The 13,244-nt window shown below is 36.6% G+C and carries 9 protein-coding genes; 6 read left to right on the top strand and 3 right to left on the bottom strand.

Annotated features, from left to right (window positions below; all coding sequences use genetic code 11):
• Positions 1–611: 611 nt before the first annotated feature.
• Entirely contained in the window at positions 612–1,292 is a 681-nt protein-coding gene (locus tag FLAPXU55_RS17975; RefSeq protein ID WP_219637273.1) for a S24 family peptidase, read from the bottom strand.
• 118 nt (positions 1,293–1,410) lie between these two features.
• Here FLAPXU55_RS17975 and FLAPXU55_RS17970 point away from each other — a divergent pair, with 118 nt between their 5' ends.
• The 4 genes from FLAPXU55_RS17970 to FLAPXU55_RS17955 all read left to right on the top strand — a co-directional run bounded on the left by FLAPXU55_RS17970 (position 1,411) and on the right by FLAPXU55_RS17955 (position 6,503).
• Positions 1,411–1,626, top strand: coding sequence for a hypothetical protein (locus FLAPXU55_RS17970; RefSeq protein WP_180859902.1), 216 nt, complete (start codon positions 1,411–1,413; stop codon positions 1,624–1,626).
• A 304-nt stretch (positions 1,627–1,930) separates the two neighbouring features.
• Entirely contained in the window at positions 1,931–3,988 is a 2,058-nt protein-coding gene (locus FLAPXU55_RS17965; protein WP_180859901.1) for an Ig-like domain-containing protein, read from the top strand.
• 121 nt (positions 3,989–4,109) lie between these two features.
• The gene (locus tag FLAPXU55_RS17960; protein ID WP_180859900.1) at positions 4,110–5,048 is read left to right on the top strand and encodes a hypothetical protein; all 939 of its coding nucleotides are present in this window, start codon (positions 4,110–4,112) and stop codon (positions 5,046–5,048) included.
• 156 nt (positions 5,049–5,204) lie between these two features.
• On the top strand, positions 5,205–6,503 hold the full coding sequence (locus FLAPXU55_RS17955) for a peroxiredoxin family protein (RefSeq protein ID WP_180859899.1): 1,299 nt from the start codon (positions 5,205–5,207) through the stop codon (positions 6,501–6,503).
• An 835-nt stretch (positions 6,504–7,338) separates the two neighbouring features.
• Here the strand turns inward: FLAPXU55_RS17955 and FLAPXU55_RS17950 are convergent.
• Positions 7,339–7,854, bottom strand: coding sequence for a hypothetical protein (locus FLAPXU55_RS17950; RefSeq protein ID WP_053474518.1), 516 nt, complete (start codon positions 7,852–7,854; stop codon positions 7,339–7,341).
• 167 nt (positions 7,855–8,021) lie between these two features.
• On the opposite strand from FLAPXU55_RS17950, the gene rpmH reads away from it, so the two are divergent.
• Together rpmH and carB are read left to right on the top strand one after the other, a co-directional pair.
• Complete coding sequence (rpmH, locus tag FLAPXU55_RS17945; protein WP_008464848.1) at positions 8,022–8,183, top strand: 50S ribosomal protein L34; 162 nt, start codon at positions 8,022–8,024, stop codon at positions 8,181–8,183.
• A gap of 148 nt (positions 8,184–8,331) precedes the next feature.
• Positions 8,332–11,187, top strand: coding sequence for a carbamoyl-phosphate synthase large subunit (carB, locus tag FLAPXU55_RS17940; protein ID WP_053474519.1), 2,856 nt, complete (start codon positions 8,332–8,334; stop codon positions 11,185–11,187).
• A 663-nt stretch (positions 11,188–11,850) separates the two neighbouring features.
• Here carB and FLAPXU55_RS17935 read toward each other — a convergent pair.
• Positions 11,851–12,396, bottom strand: coding sequence for a DUF6252 family protein (locus FLAPXU55_RS17935; protein ID WP_180859898.1), 546 nt, complete (start codon positions 12,394–12,396; stop codon positions 11,851–11,853).
• Positions 12,397–13,244 lie beyond the last annotated feature (848 nt).

Genomic DNA, 13,244 nt, shown 5'->3' with positions numbered 1-13,244 from the left:
TGTTTTAAATGCTGTGAGAAACAAAATAATCCATCGAGTTTTTGCAGTAATAAAAAACCAAACCTTTTATGAAAAAGATTTGGTTTTATCATAGAAATCAGGATGACAAACGGTGCTCTTGTCACCCTAACGGAGGAAGGATCACACAAGAAACTCTACAAGTAACTCCACGCATTCTTGTCATCCTGACGGATGAAGGATCGCACAAGTAACTCCGTAAAGCATATCGCCAATCTTTGTCGAGCCACTTGCGCAGATTTCTCCCTTCGGTCGAAATGACAAACGGTGTGGTTATATAATCTTCACCCCAATCTTGTCATCTCGACGAAGGAGAGATCTCCACAAGTAACTCCACAAAGAAAATCGCCAATCTTTGTCGATCAGCGAGTGCGATCCTTCGTTCCTCAGGATGACAAAAAATGCGTTGAAATGACAAAGCGATTCTATAAATAAACCTCAAATGTTAAAAAATCACACAAAAACCTTACAAAACTTTAACACTTAAAAAAACTTTTTTTTTCAACAATTTTAAATTTTGTACAATTTATAAGAAAAAACGACTGAAATTAATTATAAATAAGTTTATAATTAGCATCAAAAAACAGAAAAAATCATTCTAACCGAATTACCCCTGTTACAATCGCTATAGAAAGCAATTTTGACTTCGGAATTTCAAAGGAATTATAATCTTTATTATCGCTTACGATAGTAACAAAATCATCATTTTCTGATTTGCAGATACGCTTTACTAAAATACCTTGTTCTGTATTTATGACATAAACTTTATTCCATTGAAAAAACGTATCCAGCGACAAATGCTTGCAGGCCACTATGTCGCCGTTGTTATACTTAGGATACATCGAGCTGCCAATTACAGTAATTAAATAATCTGAACCTTGAAATGTAGGGATTAAAAATTTCGCAGCATTTAATTCTATACTTCTTTTATTGCCAGCATTATATTCAATCATGGCCTCTGCAGAAATAAGAGGCAGCGTTTGATTTTTGATCGAAGCATCTGTAAAAAAGTCATTTACAGACGTATTATAATTTTCATCATTATAACCTTTGTTATAATTGGAATTATTTTCTAAAACATTTCCAATTCCGGTTTTAATCCATTCTTTATTTATTTGGGTATTTAAAGCACATAATCTGTCCACAAAATCAGCTGGAAGGTTAACTTTTCCGTTTATTACCTGCGAAAATGATGATTTATTAGAGTATCCTAACAGTTTTCCAATCCCCTCCTGATTCTTTGCGACACCTAAACTTATCAGTGTCTTTAACACAATTTTAACCCTTTGTAACTCAGTCATTTATATTCCAATTGTAGGAAATTTTACATTTATCTTGTTTAATTATAAACTAGTTTATATCTTTGCCTCAATTTTTAAAAGTAATTTGACAATGGATAAAAGTAAGACAAAAATTTACAAATCCTATGATTCGAATATTTTGGAAGCCTTGTTTGTTAAGTACGGTGTTTCAAAATATTATATACGTCAAAGCATAAGCGGATCTGTACAAGGGATTACTCCAGACAGCATAAAAAAAGATTATGCCACTATGGAAAAAGCAAGCAAGGATATTGTGATGCTTCTCATTCAAAAAACAATGGGCTAGGAAAATCAATATTTAGGAAACAATATTGAAATTATCCCCGCTCACTTATCAGCCATAAACTCCCCAAGTTTTATAAGCCTGCTATAACAAAAATTCGTTTACACAGTAAAACGAAAAACCTTTCATCATTATAAGCCGTATTGAATACCATCAATAGCGCCTTTTTTTACAAAATACCACGAATACCACAAAAAATATATACGCATATCCCAAAAGGATATCGACCAGGTATGTCTTTTAATTTCTTGTTATGCAGGAATAACAGGTAAGGTGTGCCGATTTAAATAATTAAACAATTTAAAAAATGAAAAAAAATCTATTTTGTATGTGGCTGGCATTATTGGCCATATTATTTACGGTAAACATGGAAGCCCAGATGACCATTGGGGGCAAAAAAGAGCCAGAAGCCTTTTCCGTTTTGGAACTTCTGAACAAGGGTGGGCTACGACTGCCTCAAATGACAACAGCACAGCGTAACGCATTTGCTGTACAAGGTAAAATTGCAGGTGAAGGCCTTACTATTTATAACATCGACACTAAATGTGTGGAATATTGGAATGACACACGCTGGGTAAGTTTATGTGAGGGAACATCACAAACTAAAATAAGCCCAACACCGTGTGTAAATGTAGCTGCAGATGGTACAGGATGCGACCAGACATTTACTGTTGATGATGTTGACTGTCCTAACGGACCTTTTAATATTGCTATTGTCGCAGGCGGTGAGTATGCTTCATTAAGCGATGTAGATAATACAAACGGAAAATTTAAAATTAACTTTTTCTCAAACGAAACAGTAAATATCCATACGGTATTAGTACGTGTAACAAGTACTTGTACCAGTTTGTTTAGAGAATTTTTATTCTCTCAAAATGGGGTAGACTGTACTTCTATGTCGTATTCGGCGCCAAGTATATCACCATCAAGTACAGCTTTGGATTTATGTATAGGCGGTGCGGTATATTTATCAGTTCCTGCTAATACACCAAATCTTGATAAATTAATCTGGACTCGTAATGGCGCTGAAATTCAAGGTACTCGTGGTACTTCTTATATTATAGCAACACAAAAAGGGGAATATAATATTTCTATGGGAGCTGTTGGGTGTAACACAAGTGATTCAAACAAACGCACCATTTCAGAAGCTGGTTCTGTAACACCGGTTACGCTTTCGGCACTGGCATCTAATAATGGAGTAATCTGCGGTACAGGAAAAGTAACACTTTCGGTATCAGGAAACGGCAGTACTTCAGTTGTTTGGTTTCATAATGGTAAAGAAGAAAAAACAGGAGACTCAGTAGATATTAGCGGTGACAGCAGCGTGGGAGAATGGTTTGCTGCAACTAAAGACGGAAGCTGTTATTCTAAACCTTCAAACAGTATTCAGATAACAAAAAGTGAAACAGCATCAACACAGTTATCTCTTCCTGCGACTGATGTACTGGTAAATGGTGTTCAGTTAAGTGCCTTTACAGCATTTTGTGCGGGAGGAAGTTTAGATTTAAACATTACCAATAAAATAAGCGGTGTTACTTATACATGGTATAACGGTAATGATGTAATAACTACAAATCCTTATATTGTTCCAACATCTCAAACTACCATGTCACTTCGTGTAGTGGCAACAGATAACAGCGGGGCTAAATGTCCTGCCGAACAGAACAAATTAGAAGCAGCTGTAACACAAGGAAGTACACCTGCTAAACCAACTGTTACTTCAACAAGTACACTGTGCAATGGGGCAGCAACTTTAACAATTTCTGAAAGCGGAACTTATATCTGGTATAAAAATGGCGCTGTATTAACAGGAGAAACAGGTAAAGAGCTTAATATAAATTCTGAAGGCACTTATGGCGCCGCTATAAAAAATGCAACAGGCTGTATCAGCCCAATGACCGAGGTAAAAATTTCAGGAAACTCAAGCGAACCTAATGTTTCGTGGGATCCTAATGTTACTCGTCCTGCCGCGGCAACTTTTGGCTCATCAGTTACGCTTACCGTGAATGATTCATATAATTCTACTTTCAGCTGGACTCTGGATGGTGTTAAACTTTCTTATACAGGAAAAACGGCAACAATAGCTCTTCCAACAAGTGGAACTCCCGCCCAAATAGCGAAAATTGCAGTAACGGCGAAAAATGAATGCGGTGAAAAAACAATAACCCACGAAATAACAATGAATAGTGCGTGCCCTACTCCTGTTATTAATTCAATATCGGGAGCACAGACTATAACAGCAAAAACAAATGTTACAATAAACATTTCGACAACAGATACAAATACACCAACGTATCAGTGGTTTCAAAATACAGCTGACAGCACTATAAGGGGGGACTCCGGTAGGAACCGGGGTTTCATATAGTACAAATCAACTTACAGCGGGAACTTATTACTTTTACTGTATTGTAACAAATGGCTGTGATGGAACACCTTTTGCGACATCAACAACAACAAAGGTTACAGCAAATGACAGCCCGGAAGATATGCAGCCAGGAAACGGAATCCTAAGCGGAAAAACTTGTTTTGATGTTGTGCAGATAAATAATGGTACTGATTGTGGTACATTGGCATCCCGTGCATCGCAAAAAGCAGATTTTACCAATACCTATACTTATACTTTTACACCAAGCGGTACAGTAACAGATTTTCATTTTGAATATATAGAAAATGTGGGTGTGGGTAAAATTGTGGAATCATTTACTCCAAATAACTACACCGTAACAGTAAAATACAAGACGACATTAAGCGGGCCACAGCCACAAGGTGCAGCAGGTCTTAATGCTGCAAATGCATATTCTGTAAGTATATATGCTGTTTTTAAAGATGGAACAGGTGCCCAAAAATCTGTAAAACTAACAGCACAAATAAAAGACTGTAGATGCTGTGGTGCATATCTGGGTGCTAATAATACAAATTGGAGAGACTTTATGTGTCATAATGTTGGAGTTGATGAAACTTTAGACCCTTTTACTCCTGATACAAGGTTAATAGGTACTATGTTCCAATTTGGTGCGCCTAAATCTTCACCTCTTTCAGCTTCACCTACTGGCTGGCTTGTGCAAGCTGACGGATCAAATGGGCCAAATGATCCTTGCCCTCCTGGCTATCGTGTACCAACTAAAGCTGAATTCCAAGGACTATTGACTAATAAAAGTACAATGGCCTTAGTAGGAAGTCAATATAAAGGAGGAGCTGGAGGCGTTAAATTTGGCACCAACTTAATGCTGCCAACAAGTTCGACAAATTCTAATATTACTACAGTTTATATTTATCATACTAGGGAAATATACTCTGGAACTACCAATTCGAAATTTATTAGTACGGTCGGGCCTTCTACGGTAAATGATTTTGGTATGGGTGCAGGTAACCCTGATACTATAGCTTCGGTTCGTTGTATTGCTAAACTGGCAGGTGAAAAATAGTATAATTTTTAGCTGAACGATATACCGTTGCTAAACAATTAAATAATAAGATTACCAAAAAAGCTGTAACGTTTCTCATTTTCTGCATGAGCAGGAATGAGGAGCGTTTCGGTATTTAGTAAATTTTATATTAAGAATAAAAATGAGAAAAGAAATATGAAAAAAATAATCACAGGGTTTGTTGTCCTCAGTTTTTTAGCTGCAAAGGCGCAAACTATAAATGTTAATTTTTCTCATTATGGAGGAAAGCAATATGTATATATGCTTGAAAAAGGCGGTAAAAAAGATACCATCACCACAGGCAAACTAGATACAGAAGGTAAAGCGGTACTCATAATCTCCGCACCCAAAAAAGGCTATACCGGGATTTCGCATTTTGCCCTTACAGACGGCGGAGGAATGGATTTTATTGTAAACAACGAAAATTTCTCTGTTTCTTGTCTTGAAGAACAGCCCAATTTTGAAAACACAAAATACACAGGTTCACCGGAAAATGAGTTTTTAAATCAAAAAATAAAGCAGCAAAAAGCAATTCTTGATAAAGCTGGTTTTGTGCAGTACGGTCTTAACGCTTATAAAACAGAAGATGTTTTGTATCCTGCCCTGCAAAAAGAAAACGAAAACCTGCAGCAGCAGTTTACCGCAATTAGAAACGAAACAGCAAAAAGTACTTTATATGCAGCGCGTTTTATAGAAATATACCGTTTTTTAATGGGCATAGGCAGCAGTTTTAACCAGACAGAAGAAGAAAAAGCAAAAGAGTTAAACCTTTTTGTAAAAGAAAAACTCGATATGCAGGCGCTTTACAACAGTGGTTTCTGGAACGAAACCATAGAAGGCTGGGTCAATTTACAGCAAAGGGTAATTAAAGATGATGCTGTTTTACTGGCAGATACCAAACAAATCCTCTCCCGCATAAAAAGCAAAGAAATCTATACTGCTTTTACAGAAAAAATCGTGACCGTGTTTACCAAAGCAGGCAAAGATGATCTGGTAACAGCAATAAGCGAATATGCCGCAAAATCAGGAAAATTAGAAAAACCGAGCAAAAAATTAACAAGCGCTATTAATGCTCCGGTTGTTGGAGCAAAAGCGCCAGTATTGGAAACTCCGTCAGGCAAAAAAACAATCAATAAAAAAACCTTGTTATTCTTTTACGAATCGGGCTGCAACAACTGCGAGAACGAAATTCACCAGTTACTCGGCAATTACCAAATCGTAAAAGACAAAGGTTACGAAATCATAAGCGTAGCCGCAGACATGACCAAAAATACCGGAGACGGACACGATCACGCCTTTCCGTGGGCAGCACAATTATGCGACTATAAAGGTTTCGCAGGCCCAAACTTCCAAACCTATGCCATAATAGGAACCCCAACTTTTTTTACCATAGATGAAAAAGGAATAATCACAGGGAAATATGCGAGGTTAATTGACACGGGGATTCTTAATTAATGGTGAATTGTTGATTATTAATTGTTAATTGTGAATCTTTTTGTCATTTCGACCGAAGGGAGAAATCGCACGCGGGATTCGACAAAGATTGGTTAATCACTTTGTAGAGTTACTAGTGCGATTTCTCCCTTCGGTCGAAATGACAAACGGCGTGATTAATACTATCGGTGTCACCCTGAGCGAAGTCGAAGGGCGCAAAGTAGCTCCGCAATAAAACTCAGACCCAACAGGTTTTAAAAACCAGTCGGGTCTCTTTGCGTAAAAAAGGTACGATTACACAACCTTTACCCAATCTTGTCATCCCGAGGAACGAGGGATCTGCGCAAGTAACTCCACAAACTAAATCGCCAATCTTTGTCGAGCTTCTTGCGCAGATTTCTCCCTTCGGTCGAAATGACACAAAAGATGCAAAAACTTTTCCCCACAATCTTGTCATCCCGAGGAACGAGGGATCTGCGCAAGTAACTCCACAAACTAAATCGCCAATCTTTGTCGAGCTTCTTGCGTGTCCTTCGACTTCGCTCAGGATGACAAACTGTATGGTTACAGAATCTTTACCCAATCTTGTCATCCCGAGGAACGAGGGATCTGCGCAAGTAGCTCTATAAAGTAATTCCGCAAAGCATATCGCCAATCTTTGCCGATCAGCGAGTGCGATCCTTCGTTCCTCGAAATGACAAACTGTGTTGTTAACACTGGTGTTCAGGATGACAAACTGTATCTGATATTTTTACAAGGAGCAAAAAATCTAAAATCTAAACTCAGAAATCTAAAATAAAAAAATCCCAAACTCTTTTTGGAATTTGGGATTTAAAATATTGTAATTTAAAAATCGTTAGATTTTCTTCATTTGTTCTTTCATCATCGAGATTTGCTCTTTCAGCATTCCTTGTTTGTCTAATTTTTTAGCTTCGGCTAATAAATTAGTTGCTTCCAGTTTTCTGCGGCGTGACATTGCTACTCCTGCAAGGTTTAATTTTGCTACAGCAAGATCCATATCCATTGATAGTCCAAGCTCGATCGCTTTTTTGAAATGTTTCTCAGCCTGAATTAAATTTGTCTGCGAAAGCATGATACCGTGAAGGTAATTAAAATATCCTTGTTGTTTTCTTACTAAAGCAGTTTCTGGATTTTTGATGTATGCTAACCATTTTTTAGCGCCTTCGAAGTCTTGTTTTCTTAATTTAAGAAAGGCTAAAAGGATAAATTCATTTTTAAAATAAAGAAAAATAGGAATTGCAGACAATAATATAAGGAAGATACCATTACCGGTTTCTTTGTCTACAATTTGCCAAACGCCAGCTATTATAAGAAGTCCGGCCAAAATAAGTTTGATAATTTTATTAAACATAATTCATGTAAATTTGTGATTGCAAATATAGTAAAATGAATTAAAAATATTTTTATAAAACTACTTGCCAGAAAAAAAAGTCTTTGTATATTTGCACTCGGTTTTTGAGCAACGGAATTCAAAAACAGAAAAATAGATAATAGACACCATTTTAAAGATACAAAGCAATGAGCAAAAGAACATTTCAACCATCGAAAAGAAAAAGAAGAAATAAGCACGGATTTATGGACAGAATGGCTTCTGCGAATGGAAGAAAAGTTCTAGCGCGTAGAAGAGCAAAAGGAAGACATAAATTGACTGTTTCTAGCGAACCTAGACACAAAAAATAATGTTTGTATAAACATACATAAGGCGATTACTTTTTTAGTATCGCCTTTTTTTATACCTTGTCGGTAAAAATTTTCTCAACATTCTAGTTTTTAGTACACTAAGAATGTTTTTTAAAATACTTTTATATAACTACACAATACATACAAAATGCCTAAAGACACATCAATTAAATCAGTTTTAATAATAGGTTCGGGACCTATTGTTATTGGTCAAGCTTGCGAATTCGATTATGCGGGATCTCAATCTGCACGTTCGATTCGTGAAGAGGGAATTGAAGTTATCTTGATTAACTCCAATCCAGCGACAATTATGACCGACCCATCTATGGCCGATCATATTTATTTGAAACCTTTAACTACTAAATCGATTATTGAAATTCTGAAGGAACACCCGCAAATTGATGCAGTTTTGCCAACAATGGGAGGGCAGACCGCTTTGAACTTGTGTCTGGAAGCTGAAGAAAAAGGAATTTGGCAGGATTTCGGAGTAAGATTAATAGGAGTTGATGTAAATGCAATTAATATTACCGAAGACAGAGAGCAGTTTAAACAGCTTTTAGAAAGAATAAATGTACCAACTGCACCTGCAAAAACAGCTACTTCATATTTAGAAGGAAAAGAAATTGCACAGGAATTTGGTTTCCCGCTTGTAATTCGTCCATCGTTTACACTTGGTGGAACAGGAGCAGCGGTAGTTTACAAAAAAGAAGATTTTGATGAGCTTTTAACCCGCGGACTTGAAGCATCTCCAATTCACGAAGTTTTAATTGATAAAGCTTTAATGGGATGGAAAGAGTACGAGTTAGAGCTTTTAAGAGATAAAAACGATAATGTTGTCATTATTTGTTCTATCGAAAATATGGATCCAATGGGAATCCACACCGGAGATTCGATTACCGTTGCGCCGGCAATGACATTATCTGATACAACTTTCCAAAAATTACGTGACTACGCAATTTTAATGATGAGAAGTATCGGAAATTTTGCTGGAGGTTGTAACGTACAATTCGCAGTTTCTCCAGATGATAAAGAAGATATCGTAGCCATCGAGATTAACCCTCGTGTGTCTCGTTCATCAGCTTTAGCATCAAAAGCAACAGGTTATCCAATTGCTAAAATTGCTTCTAAACTGGCTTTAGGATATAACTTAGATGAATTACAAAACCAAATTACAAAATCGACTTCGGCTCTTTTTGAACCAACTTTAGATTATGTAATCGTAAAAATACCACGTTGGAACTTCGATAAATTTGAAGGTTCAGACAGAACTTTAGGTCTTCAGATGAAATCTGTAGGTGAAGTTATGGGAATTGGACGTTCTTTTCAGGAAGCGCTTCATAAAGCAACCCAATCTTTAGAGATTAAAAGAAATGGTTTAGGTGCTGACGGAAAAGGATATAAAGATTACGAACAAATCATCGAAAAGCTTACATATGCAAGCTGGGACAGAGTTTTTGTAATTTATGATGCCATTGCAATGGGAATTCCGTTGAGCAGAATTCATGAAATTACAAGAATCGATATGTGGTTCCTGAAACAATACGAAGAACTTTATGTTTTAGAGAAAGAAATTTCGAACTATAAAGTTTCAAACCTTCCTAAAGAATTATTACTTGAAGCAAAACAAAAAGGTTTCGCCGACAGACAATTAGCTCACATGATGAACTGTCTGGAAAGTGAAGTACATTCTTTACGTATGGAGAAAAACATCAACCGTGTGTTTAAACTGGTTGATACGTGTGCGGCTGAATTTAAAGCAAAAACACCTTATTACTACTCTACTTTTGAAGCAGAAATCGAAAAAGCAAACGGAGAGCGTTTTGTGGATAATGAAAGTATCGTAACAGATAAAAAGAAAGTTATCGTTTTAGGTTCAGGACCAAACAGAATTGGGCAGGGAATTGAGTTTGATTATTCTTGTGTACACGGAGTTTTAGCTGCAAAAGAATGTGGTTACGAAACGATCATGATTAATTGTAATCCTGAAACGGTTTCAACAGATTTTGATACGGCTGATAAATTATACTTCGAACCAGTTTTCTGGGAGCATATTTATGATATCATTCAGCACGAAAAACCAGAAGGTGTAATCGTTCAGCTTGGTGGTCAAACGGCTCTTAAATTAGCAGATAAATTATCTAAATACGGTGTAAAAATCATCGGAACTAGTTTTGATGCACTTGACTTAGCAGAAGACAGAGGAAGATTCTCAGATTTATTGACAGAATTACATATTCCTTTCCCAAGATTCGGAATCGCTGAAACGGCAGACGAAGCTTCAAAATTAGCGGACAGTTTAGATTTCCCGCTTTTAATTCGTCCTTCTTATGTATTAGGAGGTCAGGGAATGAAAATTGTAATCAACAAAAAAGAACTTGAAGAGCACGTTATCGATTTGTTGAAAACAATTCCAGGAAACAAATTACTTTTAGATCACTACTTAGCCGGAGCAATCGAAGCTGAAGCGGATGCGATTTGTGATGCTGACGGAAATGTATATATCATAGGAATTATGGAGCATATCGAACCTTGCGGAGTTCACTCTGGAGATAGTAATGCAACATTGCCTCCTTTTAACTTAGGAGAATTCGTAATGCAGCAAATTAAAGATCATACGCATAAAATTGCAAGAGCTTTAAAAACAGTTGGTTTGATCAATATTCAGTTTGCGATAAAAGATGATACGGTTTATATTATCGAAGCAAACCCAAGAGCTTCAAGAACGGTTCCGTTTATTGCAAAAGCTTACGGAGAGCCTTATGTAAACTACGCTACTAAAGTAATGTTAGGTCATAGTAAAGTAACTGACTTTGATTTTAACCCACAATTAAAAGGATACGCAATCAAACAACCGGTTTTCTCTTTCAGCAAATTCCCGAACGTAAACAAAGCGTTAGGGCCAGAAATGAAATCAACAGGAGAAAGCATCTTGTTTATTGATGACTTAAAAGACGATCAATTCTACGAATTGTACTCTAGAAGAAAAATGTATTTGAGTAAATAAGCTCAGATTCCATTATAAAAGAAAAGCTCCAATGAAAATTGGAGCTTTTTTGTTTTTTACTTTGCGCATAAGACGCACTGCGGTGCGTCTCTACGATATACTTTGTGTTATTTTTTGTCGAGTAAATATTCACCCCAATTTTCTGTAGAGACGCACAGCAGTGCGTCTACGCCCAGTATTCAAGCACTGTTTTTTACTTTGCGCATAAGACGCACTGCAGTGCGCCTCTACGATATGGTTTGTGTTATTTGTTTTCAAAGAAATATTCATTCCAATTTTCCGTAGAGGCGCACAGCAGTGCGTCTACGTCCAGTATTCACGTCTGTTGATTTACTTTGCGCATAAGACGCACTGCTGTGCGTCTCTACGATATACTTTGTGTGGTTTGTTTGTCGTATAAATATATATTCACCCCGTTTTTCTGTAGAGACGCACAGCAGTGCGTCTACGCCCAGTATTCACGCCTGTTGATTTACTTTGCGCATAAGACGCACTGCTGTGCGTCTCTACGATATAATTTGTGGTAATTTGTTGTCAAAGAAAATATTCATTCCAATTTTCCGTAGAGACGCACAGCAGTGCGTCTACGTCCAGTATTCACGGCAGGATTAAAATAAAAAAGCTCCTTTTAAAGGAGCTTTTTTATATGGAAATATATCAGAATTATTTCTCTGGTACATCATATCTGTAGCTAAAAGTACCATCAGTTACTTTTGTTGTAACAGGGTTAGCAGCGCTAATTGGTTCATCATCATCATCTACACAATTAAATGAAAATGTTCCGGTTACTTTTTTAGCAGTTAAGTCAATTGCTGTAATTGATACTGAACCATTAACAGGATATTGACTTTTTCCTTTAGTGTTAAATGAGATTTCAACTTGTGTTTTAGAAGCGTCAAAAGTGTTTTTTGTTATAGGATATGTTCCAACTTTTAGATCGCTTCTTTTAATGTAAAGTCTAATTTCATCTACAAAATTTTTGTTTCTTCCTTGTAAAAGAATGTATTCTTCTGCAGGATACATATCAAATAATGTTTTTGTAGCATAATCTGATCCAAACGGATTTTGCATTTCCCATAAAGTACCGTCAACTTTTGCTGTCATTGCAAATTTTGATGTTTCCGGATCTTCAGGGTTTTCGTTGTTATCGCTTGAACAGCTGTTTAATGCTAAAAGTAAAAATAGAAATAAGATTTTTGGTGTTTTCATTATTGGTATTTGTTATATTAAGAAGTAAATGTAAATGAATTTATTTTAACATTTAATTTGTAAGATTAGAAAAAATGTATATTATACATTAAAAAAAGCTCCAATGAAAATTGGAGCTTTTTGGTTTTTTTAGTTTGCGCATAAGACGCACTGCTGTGCGCCTCTACGATATGCTTTGTCTATATATTTTGTGTTATTTGCTGATCTAAAAATTTATATAATTCCATCCCAATTTTTTGTAGAGACGCACAGCAGTGCGTCTACGTCCAATATTCACGTTTGCTGTTCTTTGCGCATAAGACGCACTGCTGTGCGCCTCTACGATATGCTTTGTGGTTATTTTTTGTCGAAGAAATATTCATTTCCAATTTTGTGTAGAGGTGCACAACAGTACGTCTACGTCCAATATTCACGTTTGTTATACTTTGCGCATAAGACGCACTGCTGTGCGTCTCTACGATATGCTTTGTGGTTATTTTTTGTCGAAGAAATATTCATTTCCAATTTTCTGTAGAGGCGCACAGCAGTGCGTCTACGTCCAGTATTCACGTTTGCTATACTTTGCGCATAAGACGCACTGCTGTGCGTCTCTACGATATGCATTGTGTTATCTGCTGGTTGAAAAAATATAATTCACCCAATTTTCCGTAGAGACGCACTGCAGTGCGTCTACGTCCAATATTCACGTTTGTTATACTTTGCGCATAAGACGCACTGCTGTGCGTCTCTACGATATGCTTTGTGGTTATTTTTTTGTCGAAGAAATATTCATTTCCAATTTTCTGTAGAGGCGCACAGCAGTGCGTCTACGTCAAGTATTAACGTTTGATATACTTTGCGCATAAGAC

It is taken from the genome of Flavobacterium panici (assembly GCF_903819335.1).
Lineage (GTDB): Bacteria > Bacteroidota > Bacteroidia > Flavobacteriales > Flavobacteriaceae > Flavobacterium > Flavobacterium panici.
Note: the sequence above shows the minus strand (reverse complement) of the source record. Positions and strands in the feature narration are given on the sequence as shown.